General features: G+C 29.4%; 19 protein-coding genes and 1 tRNA gene. 17 read left to right on the top strand and 3 right to left on the bottom strand.

What is annotated here, in order from left to right:
- Positions 1–44: 44 nt before the first annotated feature.
- Genes ABID14_RS06875 through ABID14_RS06860 form a run of 4 tightly spaced genes read left to right on the top strand, consistent with a single transcriptional unit; the run spans position 45 to position 2954 of the window.
- A complete protein-coding gene (locus tag ABID14_RS06875) occupies positions 45–800 on the top strand; it encodes a ParA family protein (RefSeq protein WP_354368487.1) in 756 nt (251 codons plus the stop codon).
- The gene (locus tag ABID14_RS06870; protein ID WP_354368485.1) at positions 793–1632 is read left to right on the top strand and encodes a ParB/RepB/Spo0J family partition protein; all 840 of its coding nucleotides are present in this window, start codon (positions 793–795) and stop codon (positions 1630–1632) included. Before ABID14_RS06875 ends, ABID14_RS06870 begins: the two co-directional genes overlap by 8 nt.
- A 30-nt stretch (positions 1633–1662) precedes the next feature.
- Positions 1663–2538, top strand: coding sequence for a PhzF family phenazine biosynthesis protein (locus ABID14_RS06865; RefSeq protein ID WP_354368483.1), 876 nt, complete (start codon positions 1663–1665; stop codon positions 2536–2538).
- The gene (locus ABID14_RS06860; protein WP_354368481.1) at positions 2538–2954 is read left to right on the top strand and encodes a hypothetical protein; all 417 of its coding nucleotides are present in this window, start codon (positions 2538–2540) and stop codon (positions 2952–2954) included. Before ABID14_RS06865 ends, ABID14_RS06860 begins: the two co-directional genes overlap by 1 nt.
- An 885-nt stretch (positions 2955–3839) precedes the next feature.
- On the opposite strand, the gene ABID14_RS06855 is transcribed toward ABID14_RS06860, so the two are convergent.
- A complete protein-coding gene (locus ABID14_RS06855; protein ID WP_354368564.1) occupies positions 3840–4166 on the bottom strand; it encodes a phage holin family protein in 327 nt (108 codons plus the stop codon).
- Positions 4167–4269: 103 nt separating this feature from the next.
- On the opposite strand from ABID14_RS06855, the gene cutA reads away from it, so the two are divergent.
- The 3 genes from cutA to ABID14_RS06840 all read left to right on the top strand — a co-directional run bounded on the left by cutA (position 4270) and on the right by ABID14_RS06840 (position 5540).
- The gene (cutA, locus tag ABID14_RS06850) at positions 4270–4590 is read left to right on the top strand and encodes a divalent cation tolerance protein CutA (protein ID WP_354368479.1); all 321 of its coding nucleotides are present in this window, start codon (positions 4270–4272) and stop codon (positions 4588–4590) included.
- 253 nt (positions 4591–4843) lie between these two features.
- Positions 4844–5140 carry an AAA family ATPase gene (locus ABID14_RS06845; RefSeq protein WP_354368477.1) on the top strand — a complete coding sequence of 99 codons (297 nt, stop codon included), beginning with the start codon at positions 4844–4846 and terminating at the stop codon, positions 5138–5140.
- A gap of 94 nt (positions 5141–5234) precedes the next feature.
- Positions 5235–5540, top strand: coding sequence for an AAA family ATPase (locus ABID14_RS06840; protein ID WP_354368475.1), 306 nt, complete (start codon positions 5235–5237; stop codon positions 5538–5540).
- Positions 5541–5580: 40 nt separating this feature from the next.
- Here ABID14_RS06840 and ABID14_RS06835 read toward each other — a convergent pair.
- Positions 5581–5657: transfer RNA gene (locus ABID14_RS06835), tRNA-Arg, on the bottom strand.
- Between the two features lie 103 nt (positions 5658–5760).
- Here ABID14_RS06835 and ABID14_RS06830 point away from each other — a divergent pair.
- On the top strand, positions 5761–7143 hold the full coding sequence (locus ABID14_RS06830; protein ID WP_354368473.1) for an aminopeptidase: 1383 nt from the start codon (positions 5761–5763) through the stop codon (positions 7141–7143).
- A 373-nt stretch (positions 7144–7516) separates the two neighbouring features.
- On the opposite strand, the gene ABID14_RS06825 is transcribed toward ABID14_RS06830, so the two are convergent.
- Positions 7517–8866: a D-alanyl-D-alanine carboxypeptidase family protein gene (locus tag ABID14_RS06825; protein ID WP_354368471.1), complete on the bottom strand. Its 1350-nt coding sequence runs from the start codon at positions 8864–8866 to the stop codon at positions 7517–7519.
- Positions 8867–8982: 116 nt separating this feature from the next.
- On the opposite strand from ABID14_RS06825, the gene folE reads away from it, so the two are divergent.
- The 9 genes from folE to ABID14_RS06780 all read left to right on the top strand — a co-directional run bounded on the left by folE (position 8983) and on the right by ABID14_RS06780 (position 19093).
- Positions 8983–9537: a GTP cyclohydrolase I FolE gene (gene folE / locus ABID14_RS06820; RefSeq protein ID WP_354368469.1), complete on the top strand. Its 555-nt coding sequence runs from the start codon at positions 8983–8985 to the stop codon at positions 9535–9537.
- Complete coding sequence (locus tag ABID14_RS06815) at positions 9537–10016, top strand: HD domain-containing protein (protein WP_354368468.1); 480 nt, start codon at positions 9537–9539, stop codon at positions 10014–10016. Before folE ends, ABID14_RS06815 begins: the two co-directional genes overlap by 1 nt.
- Positions 10017–10024: 8 nt before the next feature.
- Positions 10025–10834, top strand: a complete 810-nt coding sequence (gene folK / locus ABID14_RS06810; protein ID WP_354368466.1) for a 2-amino-4-hydroxy-6-hydroxymethyldihydropteridine diphosphokinase — start codon at positions 10025–10027, stop codon at positions 10832–10834.
- On the top strand, positions 10831–11397 hold the full coding sequence (locus ABID14_RS06805) for a glycoside hydrolase family 73 protein (RefSeq protein WP_354368464.1): 567 nt from the start codon (positions 10831–10833) through the stop codon (positions 11395–11397). The genes folK and ABID14_RS06805 overlap by 4 nt, the downstream gene beginning before the upstream one ends.
- Positions 11398–11572: 175 nt before the next feature.
- A complete protein-coding gene (locus ABID14_RS06800; RefSeq protein WP_354368462.1) occupies positions 11573–12268 on the top strand; it encodes a hypothetical protein in 696 nt (231 codons plus the stop codon).
- 494 nt (positions 12269–12762) lie between these two features.
- The gene (locus ABID14_RS06795; protein WP_354368460.1) at positions 12763–14076 is read left to right on the top strand and encodes a sodium-dependent transporter; all 1314 of its coding nucleotides are present in this window, start codon (positions 12763–12765) and stop codon (positions 14074–14076) included.
- Between the two features lie 167 nt (positions 14077–14243).
- Positions 14244–16004: a copper amine oxidase N-terminal domain-containing protein gene (locus ABID14_RS06790; protein WP_354368458.1), complete on the top strand. Its 1761-nt coding sequence runs from the start codon at positions 14244–14246 to the stop codon at positions 16002–16004.
- A 63-nt stretch (positions 16005–16067) separates the two neighbouring features.
- Positions 16068–16361, top strand: coding sequence for a hypothetical protein (locus ABID14_RS06785; RefSeq protein WP_354368456.1), 294 nt, complete (start codon positions 16068–16070; stop codon positions 16359–16361).
- Between the two features lie 203 nt (positions 16362–16564).
- Entirely contained in the window at positions 16565–19093 is a 2529-nt protein-coding gene (locus ABID14_RS06780) for a ribonucleoside-diphosphate reductase subunit alpha (protein ID WP_354368454.1), read from the top strand.
- Positions 19094–19095 lie beyond the last annotated feature (2 nt).

Genomic DNA, 19095 nt, shown 5'->3' with positions numbered 1-19095 from the left:
CTCACAAACATGATATCATTATATATATAGAAATGAGGTAAAAGATGTCCGTTGTATTAACAGTTTTTAATCAAAAAGGCGGTGTAGGCAAGACTACAACAGTAGTTAACTTAGCAGCTGCACTGGTTTTAAAAAATAAGAAAGTTCTAGTTGTCGATATGGATCCACAAGGAAACTCCACATCAGGACTGGGACTTTTTGAATTTGATAATATGATTTATGATTTTCTTATAGATAAAAACAAAGACTCAATATATAATACAAAGACCCAAAAATTGGACATTATTCCAGCAAGTGGAGAATTTGCGGGTGTTGAGATTGAACTTGCTCAAAGAGGAGATTGGCAATTTGATTTAAAAGAGGTATTAGATCAAGTTAAAGATAATTATGATTTTGTAATAATAGACTCGCCCCCTTCACTTGGGATATTATCAATGATGAGCTTGGTAGCTAGTGATAAAATCTTGATACCTGTGCAGTGTGAATATTATGCACTTGAAGGTGTTTCACAATTAATGGATACAATAACTTTGGTGCGAGAAAATTTCAATAAAGATTTGAGTATTTTGGGCGTAGTTATGTGTATGTTTGATGGTAGAACAAATCTGTCATTACAAGTTGTAGATGAAGTGAAAAGCTTTTTCAAAGATAAGGTATTTAGAAGTGTTATTCCTAGAAATGTAAGACTAGCTGAAGCACCAAGTTTTGGCATGAATATATTTGAGTACGATAAAAATTCAAAAGGTGCGAAAGCCTATCTTAGTTTGGCAGAAGAAATCATAGGTGAAATAAATGACTAAAAAAAAGAGTCTAGGTAGAGGAATAGGAAACTTTTTGTCCTCTAGCGATAAAATAAGAGAAGTAATTGAAGATGATAGCAATAAACTTTTAGAAATAGATATTGATAAAATAATTCCAAATGAAGATCAACCACGAAAGAAGTTTGATGAAAAGGAAATTGAAGAATTATCAAAATCTATAGAAAAGTATGGAATAATTCAGCCACTTTTATTAAGAAGTGTTGGAGATAAATTTGTAATAATTGCTGGAGAAAGACGTTTTAGAGCAGCAAAAAAAGCAGGGATTACATCTGTTCCTGCAATTAATAAAGATATTTCTGATGATATATCTGATAGACTTTCCATAATAGAAAATATACAAAGAAAAGATTTAAACCCTGTAGAAGAAGCGATGAGTTACAGGCATATTTTAGATGCTCAAAATCTAACTCAAAAAGAGTTAGCTGACGAGATTGGGAAAAGTAGACAATATATTGGCAATACACTAAGACTTTTAAATTTAGACCCAAGAGTCTTAAAACTCCTTGAAAATGGTGAAATAAGTCCATCTCATGGTAAAAATTTGTTATCAATTAAAGATGGCGATGAGCAGTATAAAAAAGCTGTCAAGATAGTAAAAGAGGCTTTGCCAGTTAACAATAATAAGAAAAAGAATGTATCTAAAGAGAAAAAATTAGATATTTTTATGGAAAAAGTGCGCGATGATTTATCTTCAAAATTGGGTACAAAAGTACTTTTTAAAGAAAAAGGAAAAACAGGAAAAATTGAGATTGAATACTACAATGAAGATGATCTAAGTAGAATTGTAGATATTATATTGGAAGGGAATTAATAAAGGATGGAAAGATTCTATACAACTTATATGGTCTCTGCGTTTTCAGATAGACCATTTATGGGAAATGCCACAGGAGTAGTTATTGACGACTGGCAATTAACTGATGAAGAGATGCAAAATATTGCCAGAGATTACAATCAATCCGTGATGGTATTTGTGAAAAGGCTTGATATTGGAAGATATTCAACACGTTTTTTTACACCCTTTGAAGAAATTAAACTCTGTGGTCACGCTACAATTGCGACATTTTATGCACTGGCAGAAAATGAGTATATAACTCCTTTAGAAAATGGTGTAAAAAAAGTTATTCAACATACTAAAATTGATAAAATACCTGTAGAACTTGAATATAAGAATGACAAAGTTAGAAATATTTATATGAACTTAAAGTTAAAAGAAGTAAAAGAAATAGAAGATAATGAAATTATTGATAGAATAATAAATATTTTGGGGATAAAAAAAGAAGATATTGGCTTAAGTATTGCTGAAGATGCAAAGATTGAAATGATTTCTACTGGAGCTAAAGATATAATTGTTCCAGTTAAAAATTATGAAATACTTTCAAAAATTAATTTGGATGAAAAAAAAGCCCTATTGATTACTGAAGAGCAAGACTGTATTTCTATTCATGCTTTTACTACAGAAGATGGTAAAAATATAAATCAACGCACATTCTCTCCAAGAATAAGAGTGCGTGAAGAGGTGGGTAGTGGTACTTCAACTGCAGCAACAATGTATTATTTATATAGAAATAAAATAAATGAAGGCAAAAGTATAGTATCTACGCAAGGAACTGTTTTGGGTAGAAAATCAAAAGTAGTGGCAGAAATGAATGCTGACGAAAACTGTGTTAGAGTTGGCGGAAGAGCATATGTATTTATGAATGGAGTATTAAAAATATAATGAGAAAACAAAAAAATTCCTTCAATAAATCCAGAATCGTTATAATTTTCTTCTTTGCAGTATTACTAATATTATCGGCAACTTTAATATCTTCTAGAAATAAGATAGTTGATATTAATAGTAAAGATGTAGACTATATAGAAATTATTGGATTTAAAAGTGATAATATGAAGACAATTAAAAATACAAAAGATGTAGAAAAAATTGTCAAAAGATTAAACAAATTAAGAGGAAAGCAAGCAAATAAAGATACCAGTGCTGAAATTGTAAATTATATTAATGTTTATTTTACAAGTGGCAACAAAATTTCTTTTGTTAAAACTGGTTTGACTCTTAGAGTAAATGATATATATTATAATTTAAGTGGTAAAAACTCAAAATTATTTGATAGTATTATAGATGAATTTGCAAAATAGATCCAGAAGGGTCTATTTTTTTGTCTTTAAAATGAATTATATGAAGTTTTTATCTTCCCTTAATATAAATCTATCAATTATTATTAAAGAACCGTATTTTTCATTCTCACGAAGAATTACTGTATATTAGTTAAATGATGTATAAAATTAAATTTTTAAAAAGATTTAATTTTATTATATAAAAAATATGGAATTATATTATTGAGAAAAAATCATGAATTAGTCCTTTGAATTTAAATGAAATTTAAAATATTTATTAAATAATAATTGTGGAAAATATTATTTTGAATATGATTATTTTTATAGTGCTTATAATATATCAGATTTTATATTTGGTCTATATTTTTTATTTAGTTATAAAAGAGGAAATTGTGAATAAGTTCAAAATTAATTTGAAATTGTGGAATAAAAATACAAATTATTTTTTTATCCACAATATATTTAAAATTATATAGATTATTAATATAAAAGTTTCAAATTTTGTGTAAAATACGCCATTTTAATCCACAAATGTGTATTAAAATCAAAAACTGTGGATTAAATCAAGTGCTATAAAGAAAAATAATTAAACAACAAGAGCTATCCACAATCAACTATAGAGTTATATTTGGAATTAAAATTTTAATTTAGAAAGATATTAAGATCGCAAAAGATGGTCTTGTCAGAAAATATTATTATTAAATGAAGTTTTTAATTTATTTAGGCCAATATTTTTAAAAGTATATAAGTGGATTTACTAAATTTTAATGAATTTTATAATTTTAAAATAGATGCTTATTAAATCTTTTTAATACAATAAGTTAATTTACTAATAGTCATTAAACTTTAATAATTTTATGTAAAAAAAAAGCCCGATTCGTTCGGGCTATAAATATAATCTATAACTTAAATTCTTTTACCTGGAATGATAGCATCAACGATACCAAGAATGGCAGCACCAATCACAGCTCCAAGTATAGTTACGTCAAATCCATTTACTAATTGTCCTGCTGCGAATAGTATAATCGCTGCAACTACAAAACCTTTTATTCCTCTTCCTGTTGGAGATGCATCTACTCCAGTGAATTTTTCGATTGCCCAGTCTAGTAGGCCAATAACTATTGCTGTAACAGCAGCAGTTCCAAATCCATTAACTGTTACTCCAATTGATAGTGCAGATGTTATTAAAATTGCTATTGCACTGACTACTATTTTAATTATCAAACTTAATATAACCATTAAAATTCCTCCCTTTTAAATAGTATCTATAAGTTTTATACCACGATGTTTTTATTCCTAAACAATTTTTATTGGGTATATAAAAATAGGTGATAATATGAAATATTTAAAGATTGAAGTTTTTGTTCCTGCAGAGAATGTAAATGATATAATTGAAGCAATTAATGATGAGTATTTGGGAGATAATAATTATGACTATGTTTATTCCGAAACACCAGTTATAGGCTATTTTAGACCACTAGAAGGAGCATCCCCTCATATAGGCGATATAAATAAAATTGAAACCATAGAAGAAATGAAAGTTGAATTTAGAATAAAAAAAGACGATTTAAGTGAAGTAATTAAAATTATAAAAAGAGAGCATCCTTACGAAGTGCCTATTATCAATGTTTTAGAACTTATCGAAACAGGAGATTAATATATTATACAATATTTAATATATTTAACACGCAAATATCGGTAATATTATTGCAGTTTAGTATATTAAACAAAATTTAAAATATTAATAAAGTATATTTATCCCCTTCACTTGTTGGTTTTTAGCTCTATTATCTAAAATTCATAGTATAAGATTTAGTCCTATAAAATATTTATGAATTGAAGTTTTATTTTATATTATTTTTTGTAAAAGATTAAATCCTTATAATCTAATTATATTATAAGGAGGTATAATGTTTATTGACAATATCTGTATAAGATGGAGTGAAATTGATGAATGTAGTTATTTAAATAATATTAAAGCTATTAATAATATCAAAGAGCTTGAGTTTAATTATCCTATTACTTTTTTTGCAGGTGAAAACGGCAGTGGTAAGTCTACTTTACTTGAAGCACTAGCAATAGCAACGGGTTTTAACCCAGAGGGTGGAACTAAGAATTATAATTTTGCACATATAATTCTCATTCAAATTTACATGAAGCTATTGGATTATCAAGAACACAAAAAGAAAAATGGGGATATTTTTTAGAGCAGAAAAATTCTATAATATAGCAACAAAAGAAAAAGAGTATCTTAATGATTACTCGCTTGAATTGCATAGCAGTTCGCATGGTGAGGGTTTTATGAAATTAATGAAAGAAAATTTTATGAAACAAGGTCTTTATATTTTAGACGAACCAGAATCAGCTTTATCTCCTCAAATGCAACTTTCTTTGATATATGAAATATATAAAAGTGTAAATATTGGTTCACAATTTATAATAGCTACGCATTCGCCTATTTTATTAGGTATGGGAAAAGCTCAAATATATAATTTTGATGAGACGGGAGTTAATTTATGTGATTATGAGGATACTGATAGTTATATAATCACTTCTATGTTTATCAACGATAGAAAGAGATTATTAAATTATTTATTAGAAGAATAATTTATTTTTATAAAAAAAATCTGTGCAAAAGCACAGATAGTGGCGTCCACGAGAGGATTCGAACCTCCGACCCCACGCTTAGGAGGCGTGTGCTCTATCCAGCTGAGCTACGAGGACTAATATTAATATTTTATATGAATTTAAATTATCTGTCAAATCTCATAGAAACATTTTCCAAATAGAGATTTATAATATATAATGATTAGAGAAGGTGATATTAATGCAATTTGAAAAAAAATCTGTTTGGCAACAAATAGATAGCAAGACTAATGACAAAATTTATGAATATGCCGAAGATTATAAGGTGTTTTTGGATAAAGCGAAAACTGAAAGAGAGGCTACAACTTATATAATTGAAGCGGCTAAGGAACACGGTTTTATTTCTCTTGAAGAAGCACTAAAATCAAAAATTAAAAAAGGCGATAAAATTTATTTAAATAATAAAAATAAATCTGCCGTTTTATTTATTATTGGAGAAAATTTAGAAGAAGGATTAAATATTGTGGGTTCTCATATTGATTCTCCAAGGTTAGATTTAAAAGGAAATCCTTTGTATGAAGATTCTTCATTGGCACTTTTTAAAACTCATTATTATGGTGGAGTTAAAAAATATCAATGGCCGACAATAGGTCTTTCTCTACATGGATATTTTAGAGATAGAGATGGAATTGAGCACAATATTATAATTGGTGAGGATGAAAATGACCCAATATTTTATATAAATGACTTACTTCCACATTTATCTAAGGACCAAAATAATAAAAATCTAAAAGAAGCTATCACTGCTGAAAATTTAAATATAGTAGTTGGACATTCTACTTATGGAGTAGAAGGAGATGAAAATCCAATTAAAAGAAATATTTTAACTATATTAAAAGGAAAATATAATTTAGATGAAGAAGATTTTGCTTTTGCAGAATTTGAGGCAGTTCCTGCGGCTAAAGCACGTGATGTAGGATTTGATAGGGCTATGATAGCTGCTCATGGACATGATGACAGAGTTTGTTCATATGCAAATCTTCTAGCTATTCTTGAAGTAGAAAATCCTAAGAAGACGGCTGTAGCTTTATTTGTAGATAAAGAAGAAATAGGATCTGTTGGTAATACTGCTATGACTTCTATGTTTTTTGAAAATGCTTTGGCAGAAATAATAGATAATATGGGCCAATATTCAGATCTAAAAGTTAGAAGAGCTCTTGCAAATTCATCAGTATTATCAGCTGATGTGTCAGCAGCACTAGATCCAAGCTTTAAGGAAGTATCTGACGAGAAAAATGAAGCTCAAGTTGGATATGGTATAGCTATGGCAAAATATACAGGTTCAGGCGGCAAAGGCGGTTCTAACGATGCTAACCCAGAATATATCTCAAGACTTAGAGATTTATTCAGATCTGAAGATGTAATTTGGCAAATCTCTGGATTTGGAAAAGTTGACCAAGGTGGAGGCGGCACTATAGCATATATTTTAGCAAAATATGGGGCTGAAGTTGTTGACATGGGTACTGCAATGCTATCAATGCATGCTCCAGTGGAACTTGTATCCAAAGCTGATGCATATATGACTTATAAAGCTTATAAAGCATTTTTAGAAAAATTTGAATAATTAAAATAAAACTTACTATTTTATAAATGAATCGGCATATAGGCTAACACCTTTGTGTCGATTTTTTATTATTTATTATTCTATTATTTCAGAGTTATTTTTAGTATTTTTTATCATCGATAAATTTTTATAAAAATTATTTATATTTTGATATAAAAAACCGGCAAAAATAAAGTTAATTATCATTAGAAGCTTTATAGTGCCGGTTTAAATAAATATTATAATTTTAGAAATGTGAAAATTTTATTTACTATATAGAGATTTATTCTACTTCAGAAATCTTTACAAGCCTTCTTTCGTTCAGGATGACTCATGGAGTGGAAATTATTATTGTCCGTGATTAAAAATATTTGGTTGTTAGAAGTTTTATTATCTAAGCTGCTTTACTTGCTTTTTCTATATTTACAAATATTTCTTCAAAATTTCTCTTAAATTTATTAAATATTCCTTGTCCATATACTTTATCTTTGACTATTAAGTCCGATTCAAAATAGAGATTATCACCTTTATAGTATTTTACAGAGCCTACTTTTCCCCCTGCTTCTATTGGTGCAATTAAATTCTCATCTATTTCTACGATTTGTTTTAACTTTTCATCGGATTTAAGAATTCCGTAACCTATATTTTTTTGATAAACAGGAATATTTGAGTCTTGAGAGTCTTCAACCTCAATTGTTCTAAGCTCTTCTTTTAAGCTACCTATTGCTAAATTACTGTAGCTGTCAAAAGCTTCTGTCATTAATTTTTTACAAGCGACAAATCTCTGCCAGTCACCTTGCGAACCGGTAGTTATACCTATAAGACGCATATCTTTTGTTTCGCCCTTAATTCCTTTTTCAAGGCCTGTAAGTATTACCGCACGTCCCGCTGCATTTGTGTATCCTGTTTTTAGACCATCAATTTCTGGTACGATACCAAGTAAAGGATTGGTATTATATTCAATAAATTCTCTAGAGTCTTCTTTGAGAGCTGTTTTAGAAGTGTAGTCTAATATTTCAGGATGGTATTTTAAGATTTCACAAGATAGGTTAAACATTTCTCTAGTTGTCATTTTATTATAATCTTCAAGTGAATAATCAGTGAGGCCTGTGGGATTTACCATATGGGCATTTTTTAATCCTAATTCTCTACATTTTGTGTTCATCAAAGTTACAAAACCATCGGTTGACCCTCCTATATATTTGGCAAGTGCTGTAACTGCGTCATTGCCAGATACTATAAGTGATGCTTCAATTAATTTTTCAACACTTATTTTGTCTCCTTCTTTCAATTTGTAACTTGAACCAGGTAGAGAGGCCGCTTCTTTGTCAATTGTGACCATGTCGTCTAGTGATATTTTTTTGTCTTTAACTCTATCTAAAACTACAAAAATGGATACGAGTTTAGATGTAGAAGCCATTGCTCTTATTTCGTCAATATTATAAGCTTCTAATATATCCCCAGTTTCTAAATCGCCTAATAAGTAAGATTTTGTGAGATTTTCGAGGGGATAATCTTCATATTTTTTTATAAGTTCATATTCATATTCATTTGCTTTTTGAACACCCTCTTTTGTTGGGACCAATATGTTTTTATTTCTAATAATTTTTGGATCTATTTCTTCAAGGGTTTCTTTTAAATTATTGTCTGAGTTTTCTTGATTATCTGTATTTTCAGCATAAGCAGGAATTACATTTATAAAAATCATTAAACATAGACATAACCATGTTACTTTAGTCTTCATTTAACACCTCGTCAAATATTGTAACAAATTAGTTAAAAATTGTAAATTATAACGGCTAATGCTATAATTGTGGGTAATAATTTAAATTATAGGAAATTAATTAATGAGGAGAAATCATGGATAAAGAAAAATTAAAAAAAGCTGCTGAGCTTATTATCGAAGCAATAGGTGAAGATAAAAACAGAGAGGGATTATTAGAAACTCCTGATAGAATAGCTAGAATGTATGAAGAGATTTTTGCAGGGATAAATCAAACTGCAGAAAAACACCTTTCTAAGACTTTTGAGGTGGTAGATGATAACATGGTTGTAGTTAAGGATATTCCTTTCTACTCAATGTGTGAACATCATTTCTTGCCATTTTTTGGGAAGGCTCACATAGCATATCTTCCAAACAAAAAAGTGGCTGGACTTTCTAAACTTGCTCGTACTGTAGAAACTTACGCTAAAAGACCTCAATTACAAGAAAGACTTAATCTTCAAGTGGCAGAAGCTATGATGGAATATTTAAAACCACGTGGAGTTTTAGTTGTAGTAGAAGCTGAGCATATGTGTATGAATATGAGAGGAGTTAAAAAACCGGGCTCCAAAACTGTTACCTCTGTTGCTAAAGGAATATTAGAAACAGATGAAAAGTTAAAACAAGAAGCCTATAGGTTGATTGAATTCTAGTGAAAAATACAGATATTATTTTAAAAAGTAAAAAATTTAATAAATATTTAGATGAGCTTGAATTTTTAGAGCGTGATAGATTTTTTTGTAGACACAACTACGAACATTTTGTGTCTGTAGCGAGAATTTGTTATATTTTAAAACTTGAAGAAGATTTAGATGTAGAAAAAGACATGATTTATTCGACAGCTTTGCTTCACGATTTAGGCAGAGTAGTTGAAATAAAAGAAGGCATAAATCATGCAATTGCCTCTGTAGATATAGCCAAAGAAATTCTAAAAGAGACTTATTTTTCAAATGAAGAAAAAAATAGAATTATGGAATGTATATCGGCTCACAGGGGAAAAGATTTAGAAAAAGATAAGTTTTTTGATATTTTTTACAGAGCTGATAAATTTTCACGACCTTGTTTTCGTTGCCCAGCATATAAAGAATGTAATTGGAGTTTCGAGAAGAAGAATCACACAATAATTTACTGAGGTGAAAGATGGATAAAATTAAAATTAAAGACCTAGAGGTTTATGCCAATCATGGTTTGTTTAAAGAAGAGAAGTTTCTAGGCCAAAAATTTCTTATTTCAGTCGAAGCTGATCTCTCTTTTAGAGATTGTGCATTAGAAAAAGATTTAGATAAATCTATTGACTATGGTAAATTATCGCATGAAATCTATGAATTATTTAAAGGTGACGAAGATTTAATCGAGACGCTGGCTTATAAGTTGACAAAGTATATATTTGATAACTATGAAATAGTTAAAAAATTAGATATTGAAATCAAAAAGCCATGGGCACCTATAAACTTGCCACTAGATACTGCCTCAGTAAAATGCATAAAAAAGCGTCGCAATTATTATATAGGCATTGGAACTAATATGGGAGATAGAGAAGAATATATAAATAGAGCCATAGATGCGATGAAATCATCGGGACTAAAAATATTAGAAGAAGCTCCCATTATTGAAACAAAAGCTTGGGGCAAAACTGATCAAGCTGATTTTTTAAATACAGTTGTCAAGGTAAATAGCTTCGAAGATCCAATTGACCTATTGCATATATTACAAAAAATAGAAATAGATTTAGATAGAGTAAGACATGAAAAATGGGGACCACGAACTATCGACTTAGACATACTTCTGATAGATAGAGAGATAATATTTGAGGATGAATTGATAGTTCCACATCCATTTTTACATGAGCGTGAATTTGTTCTTAATTCTTTAAATGAACTTATACCAAATTATTTTCATCCAATTATTGGTAGAAAAATATCAGACTTATATGAGGATATTAAAAAATGAACTTAAAAAGATTATTGAAAGGTTGCTTTACTGTACTTTTTATGTTTGTTTTGACAATCACAATATTAATATTTATGATAAATGTAATTTTTAAAAGAAATAGACAGCCTGAAGTGAACTTTAGGGAACTGTATTTAGAAGATACTATTCCTCTTGCCCAGAGAACAGCCAAAAAGTATGGATTGTTTCCATCGGTGATGATTGCACAATCAATACTTGAGAGCAATTGGGGGAGGTCGCAACTTTCAACAGAGTACAACAATTATTTTGGTGTCAAGGCTACTTTATCAGATAATAGTATAAGACTTGAAACAGAAGAATATGTAAATGGTGAAAGTGGAAGATATTTGGAGAATTTTCGAAAATATAAATCTAAAAAAGAATCTTTTGAACATTATGCAAAACTGTTGACTGAGGCCAAGAGGTACGATAAAGTAAAGACAGCAAGGGACTTTAGAGAAGCTGCTATTTATATAAATCAAGGTGGTTATGCAACAGATCCTAATTATGCTGATAAAATTATTTCAATAATCGAAAAATATAATCTAGGACAATATGACTAAGACTCATGGTATAGATAATATCGTGAGTCTTTGTTTTATTTTAATTAGTCAATAAATTTATATTTGGTTTGGTTATTATCAAATAACAAATAATAGAAAATATTAGCACATATATCAATATTTGCTATAATAATATTGGTCATTATTTTTAAAATATAATAGATTGGAGGCAATTATGCAGAACAAAAAAACAATTATATCGGTAATACTTGCAGCACTTCTACCATTTGGGATGGAAATATTATCTAAAAATCAGTTGAGCTCTATATACACATTTTTGTGGGCCATTGCAAACTACTTATTTATAATGACAATTTGGGAAAGAGGAATAGAATATAAAAATATTTTCACTTTGAAAAATCTAAAGGTAAATAAAAATACCTATAGACTAAATATGATTTATTATTTTGCATTTTTAATATTTTTAAATGTATATTTCTTACATGAAATGTATCCTATAAAAAGTGCTGTATTAGACACACTTTCAAACCCATTTATACCATTTGTTATATTTGGACTATTCTTAGTGAACTTAAACTATGGCAAGTTCCCAGAAAAAGAAGATAAAACACCAGCCATATATAATATGCCACTTAGGGGGCAATTTAGAAATGGCAGAGACAGTTTAGGTACAGTTGTGGGTTCTTATGAAGATGGGCTTGTTCTTGGCACATATAGTTTTGATTTTGATACAATGAAATCAATATCAATAAATAAGAACGATGAAGTTGCTATAAGAGGTAAAAATTCACAGGGAAGTTATATAGTAAATATCGGCTCCAGAAGGTCGGCAGTTGAGGCAATGAAGATACTTGTGGAAGCTGAAAAACAAAATAAACTTAAGAAAAATATAATTAATATAAAATTATAAAAAACTTTTAGGAAAACATTGACAAAATCCTTTTAATACGTTATAGTATAAGTAAGCTAGCTTAAGAAATAATTGGTAACTAGAAAAGGTGATTCCAATGAAAAGTTCGAATGCGTCCCGCAAGGGAAAAGTAGCAAGTATGCCTAGTTTTTAGTAGCTATATTAGCTAAAGGTTTAAATGCTTAATTTATACAGCATAGGAGCTATAGATATATAACAATTGAAAGATTTATTGGCAAAATGTCAAATATGGGGAGGACTGGTTAGTCCTCCTTTTTTTAATTTGTGTTGTAGTTATAAGATTTCTTTGTACTTCATATAGTAAATTGACTATCAAATTATAAATTTTCCTTGTTTATAAAAATTTCTACTTTTAAAACAAATATTCAAATAACAATTCAAACATTTAGGACAAGAACTCACCGCTTTAAAGTGTTTTACATTTTAGTTTTTTTATGATATATTAATTTAATCATTAAATGAAAGGATTTAATATGAAAGAAAAAAGTTTTTCATCACGTTGGGGTTTTATACTTGCTTGTGTTGGTTCAGCTGTAGGCATGGCTAATGTTTGGGGTTTTCCATTTAGGATGGGTTCTCTAGGAGGCTCTGCATTTTTAATTGTTTATTTATTTTTTATTTTAATATTTTCATATTGTGGACTCAGTGCCGAATATGCTATGGGTAGAAAAACAGGTACAGGCACACTTGGCTCTTATGAATATGCTTTTAATAAGCGAGGTCTAAATAAACTTGGAAAAATTATTGGATGGATACCATTAATCGGTTCATTTTGCATCGCTATAGGTTATTCAGTTATAGTGGCATATGTTTTAAAGGCACTTGTAGAGTCAGTTACTGGAACTCTAATGCATGTAGAAACATCTACATGGTTTGATTCTTTTTCATTAAATAATTATTCGGTAGTTGTATATCATTTTATAGTAATATTATTTGTCATATTATCACTAAGTATTGGTGCAAGAGGTATTGAAATTTCTAATAAAATAATGATGCCTGCATTTTTTATTTTATTTTGTATTTTGGCAATAAGAGTGTTTTTCTTAAATGGTTCTAGTGCTGGGTATGAATTTATGTTTAAACCAGTGTGGAAAGATTTAAAAGATCCAATGGTGTGGATATTTGCCATGGGTCAAGCTTTCTTTTCCTTATCTGTAACGGGTTCTGGAATGCTAGTTTATGGAGCATATTTGCAAAAAAGTGAAGATGTTGTTAGATCGAGTTTAAGTACAGCATTTTTTGACACAGTTGCGGCAATTGTTGCAGCTCTTGTCATTATACCTGCCTGTTTTTCTTACAATGTTGATTTGGCTTCTGGCCCCAAACTTTTATTTGTTGTATTACCAGAAATTTTGCAAGATATTTATTTAGGTAGACTATTTGCAATAGTTTTATTTTTAGCCGTGGTATTTGGGGGTATTTCTTCATTACAAAACATGTTTGAGGTTGTAATTGAATCGCTAATGTATAAATTTCCAAAAGTTAAAAGAAAAACTTTTTTGACTGTTTTAATAATTGCTTGTTTTGGAATTTCAGTCAATATGGAAGCCATATTTAGATGGGGACCATGGATGGATTTAATTTCAATATATATAATACCTATAGGTGCTTCAATTGGAGCTATAACATGGTTTTGGATTATGGATAAAAATGAATTAATATCTGAAATCAATGAAGGTTCTCAAAAAGGTTATGGCAAATTTTGGTACAATATAAGTAAATATTTATATGTGCCACTTGCAGTAGTCTTATGCTTTATAGCGGTTGTAAAAGGTATATCATTTTAAGTGTAGTCCTACAAAAGTAGGGCTATTTTTTATGAAAATAATCTCAATTAATTTAGAAACAATGTCTTTGACAAATCTTAGTAATTTACTTGATATAGTAATAGTATTGTAATTGTAAAGATTAGATTATTGATGTAGAATAATAGTATATATATGAGGAGGTTATTATGAAGAAGAAAATATTTTCACTTTTAGCTATACTTTTAGTGCTTGCTACACTTGTAGCTTGTACTCCAAACACTGCATCTTATATAGAAGCAAGCAATAAGATAAGTAGTTGGAAGGGATCAACAATTGAAGGAAAATTTGACTATGATATACAAGTCAAAGATCCACAATCAGAAGAAACACTTAACATGAAATTCCCTGTAACTTTCACAGGAAAACAAGTAGGACAAACTAAAGCAGAAATTTCTGTAAATGTAGGTTTCAAATCTTTAAAAGAATCAATGAAAGGACAAATTAAAGATGAAGCTGAACTTGCAGAAATGAACACTCTTCCAGATACTCTTGATTTCAAAATGTATGTAGATAATGACAAAATTTATATGCCAAAGAGCATATTTGAAATGTCAAATCCTGAATCAATAAAAGAAATTAAAGAAGATTATCTCGCATTATCTGGTGGATATGGTGGAATGAATCCTGCTAGCATTAAATATCTAAATTCAGAAGAATTTAAAGCAGATATTATGAAGCTTATGGACGTTGCACTTGGAGATTTCAAACCATCTGTAGATTATAAAGTTGAAGGCAACACTTATACATTTGAAGCAAATTCAGATCAAATAATTGACAACATAATTAATGGATCTGATCATGTTGTTAAAAACTGGGACAAAGTATCTGAAAATTTACTTGCAATAGTAGAAAAAATTGAACCAACAATGACTGAAGAAGATAAAGCTGAATTTAAAAATTTAAAGAACAAATACAATTCAGAGTCCATAAAAGAAATGGCTAAAGGTGCAAAAGAAGCACTTAAAGGCTCAAAAATTTATGAAAAATCAACATTTGAAGATGACAAATACACTTCTGATGTCAAAGCTGACATTAATTTTTCAAACTTTATGAAAATTAAATTCACAGGAACTGCATCTGGAATTAAAGATGAACATGTAGAAATTAAATTGCCAACTTCTGTAAAAGAAATAACAATGGATGAATACATTAAACTAATGATGCCTAGTTTTGAAAAAATTGTTACAGTTAGAGTAAATGGCGAAGATATAACATTTAATGATCCAGAAGCTATGCCAAAAATCATGAACAATAGAACAATGCTTTCAGCAAGATCTTTCTATGAAAAAATTGGTGCAAAAGTAGATTGGAACGCAAATGCAAAAACTGTCACAATATCAAAAGATGACGAAAAAATCATCCTAACTATTGGCAAAGACAAAGCATTAGTAAATGACAAAGAAGTTGCTCTTGATTCACCAGCAATAATTTCAAACAATAAAACTTATATACCAGTTAGATTTGTATCTGAAGCTTTTGGTTATCAAGTTAAATATACTGATGACGAATTTATGCCAATTGTTGACATTTTCAACATAACAGAAAAAGAATTATCAGAAAAACTTGCAATGGCTGAAAAAGAACAAAATTACGAAATCATAGCTTACATGATGAAAGATGGCATGACTAGCGAAGAAATCGAAAAAGATATCAAAGAAGTTTGGGAACAAGAAAAACAACAAGCAATGCTTGAAGCTAAAAAAGAATTAGAAAATGATAAAGAGCTTCTTAAAAAATATTATGATAAAATTGACAGCACAGAAAAAATAGCTGTACCTTACGAAGAAGCCAAAGAAACTGACAAAGTTAAAGAAACTGAAAAAGAAGACTTAAAAGCTGAGTCAGAAAAAAATATAGAAGAAGCTGTTAAAAAAACAGCAGAAACACTTTTTACAGTAGTAAGATAATTTAAATATTTTTGAGAGATCTCTTTTGAGGTCTCTTTTTTTAATTTAATATTGGGAGGGAAAATGCATAGATTAATAAGTTTTATAGTCCAATGTATAATATTGTACTTAGGTTTTTTGGCATATAAAAAATTAAAAACTAAAAACACCCCCTTAAGTAATCTAGTTTTAAAAACACTTAAAATAATATTTTATATTCTAATTATTATAGTTTATGGTCTAATGATATGGGCGTTGATAGAATATGCCAAAGAAGGAAATAAAGAAGCAGTAGTGAGTATATTTATACCATTTGCTTTGTTGACAATATTTGGCGGTATTAACCTGTATCTTAAGATTACTAATAAAGATTTTTGATTAAACATTTTTATAGAATATTTAATCAATAATATTAGTATGATTACCATAAGTTTAAATAATTTTGTATCTATAAAACCTATTGGTATAGTTATATTTTACAATTATACTTATGTAAAACCCTACAAAAACACTCTACATTATGGTAATATATAGTAGCACTTATAATAAATTATAATATTTTACTACTATATGGGGGATATATGAAAATTTTAAAAAGAGATAAGAGAACTGTGGATTTTGATCATAAAAAGATTAAACATGCTATTGAAAAAGCTTTTAAATCCATTGATAAGGAGTACAAGAGTGAAGATTTAAATAGATATGCTTTGGAAATTAAAGAGGAACTGCTTTCGACTTATAATCCAAAGAACCCGCCAACTGTGGAGAAAATACAAGATCTTGTAGAATTAAAATTAATTGATGAAAAACATATTGATGTAATGAAATCTTTTATTCTATACAGAAATAAACACAGCAAAGAACGTCAAATCATCGATAGATTTGGAGAGTTCATAAATGATGAAAAACTTTTAAATATACTAAAAAATATCAGAAAAAAATATGACAATGAAAAATACTCTCTGGAGGATTTATATAGAAAGTTTGAGTCTTTTGTTAAAGAAAACCAAACACAAGAAGTCTATCTTTCTGAGCTAATAAAGGCTGCAAGTGAACTAACTACAAAAGATGCACCAAGATGGGAGTTTATTGCTGCTATATTTTTAAACTACGATTTAAATATGAATATTGAAAAGAATTTAAAGGTTTATGGGATAAATAATTTTTATGAAAAAATCAAATTTTTAACTGAAAAAGGATTATATGGTAAGTATATTTTAGAAAATTATTCTAAAGAAGAGATTTTAGAATTAGAGGAATATATTGATTCTTCGCGCAATAATCTTTTGAATTATTCTGGGCTAGATCTTCTTATTAAAAGATATGTGATAAGAAGCCATGATGGAAAGCTCGTGGAGAATGTACAAGAAATGTTTATGGGTATTGCAATGCATCTTGCTATTCCTGAGCAAAACAAAATTTATTGGGCAAAGAAATTTTATGATATTTATTCTACTTTAAAGGTTACTGTCGCAACTCCAACTATGTCCAATGCCCGAAAACCATATAATCAGCTATCTTCTTGTTTTATAGATACTGTACCTGATACTCTCAAGGGAATTTATCGCTCCATTGATAATTTTGCACAAATTTCTAAACATGGAGGAGGTATGGGACTCTATTTTGGTAAAGTTAGGGCTACTGGTTCAGACATTAGAGGTTTCAAAGGTGTTGCTGGCGGCGTCATTAGATGGCTAAAACTTGCAAATGATACTGCTGTGGCTGTCGACCAATTGGGGGTAAGACAAGGTTCTGTTGCCTGCTATTTAGATGTTTGGCACAAAGATATACCTGAGTTTTTGCAGCTTAGAACCAACAATGGTGACGATAGAATGAAAGCTCATGATATATTTCCTGCTGTAAGTTATCCAAATTTATTTTTCGAACTTGCAGAAAAAGACATAAATGCAACTTGGTACATGTTTGACCCTCATGAGATTTTAACTAAAAAAGGTTACTCACTTGAAGATTATTATGGCAAAGAGTGGGAAGAGAAATATAAAGAATGTATCGAAGATGAAAATATATCAAGACGTGAGATGAGTGTCAAAGATTTAGTTCGTTTGATTATCAAATCATTGACGGAAACCGGAACTCCTTTTGCATTTTTTAGAGACAATGTAAATGAGATGAATCCAAATAAACATGCAGGCATGATTTATAGCTCCAATTTGTGTACTGAAATAATGCAAAACATGAGCCCAATTGAGACAATATCTACAACTATCGAGACAGAAGATGGCGATGAGGTGATTGTAACTAAGACTAAGCCGGGAGATTTTGTTGTCTGCAATTTAGCATCTCTTGTACTGGGAAATATTAATATAGAAGATGACAACGAACTTAAAGATGTAGTCAAAACTACTGTTAGAGCACTGGATAATGTGATAGACTTAAACTACTACCCAATACCTTATGCTAAAGTTACAAATAGAAAGTATCGTTCCATAGGACTAGGTACAAGTGGTTATCACCATGCTTTAGCTAAAGCAGGAATTGCATTTTCAGATGAAGAAGAACATTTAAAGTGGGCAGATGATTTATATGAAAGGATAAATTATCATGCAATTAGTGCTTCTAATGAGATAGCAATGGAAAAAGGATCTTATGATTATTTTGAAGGTTCTGATTGGGAAAATGGCGATTATTTTGAACTTAGAGATTATAAAGATGAAAAATGGACACGCCTTCGTGAAAGTGTAAATAAAAATGGACTAAGGAATGGTTATATAATGGCAGTTGCTCCTACTGGTTCTACTTCTATTATAGCGGCTACAACTGCTGGAGTAGACCCTGTCATGATGAGATACTTTTTAGAAGAAAAGAAAGGCTCAATCCTTCCTCGTGTTGCACCTGATTTAACTCCAAAAACTTTTTGGTTATATGAAAATGCTCACGATATTGATCAAAATATTTTGATAAAGATGACGGCAGTTCGCCAAAGACATATAGACCAGTCTCAGTCAATTAATTTTTATATCACAACTGACTACACAATGAGGAAATTACTAAATCTTTATATAGAAGCCTCTAAACAAAAGGTTAAATCTATTTATTATGTGAGAAGTAAATCGCTTGAAGTAGAAGAATGTGATTATTGTGCATCTTAAAA

This window comes from Peptoniphilus olsenii (assembly GCF_040545475.1).
Taxonomy (GTDB): Bacteria; Bacillota; Clostridia; order Tissierellales; family Peptoniphilaceae; genus Peptoniphilus_A; species Peptoniphilus_A olsenii.
Note: the sequence above shows the minus strand (reverse complement) of the source record. Positions and strands in the feature narration are given on the sequence as shown.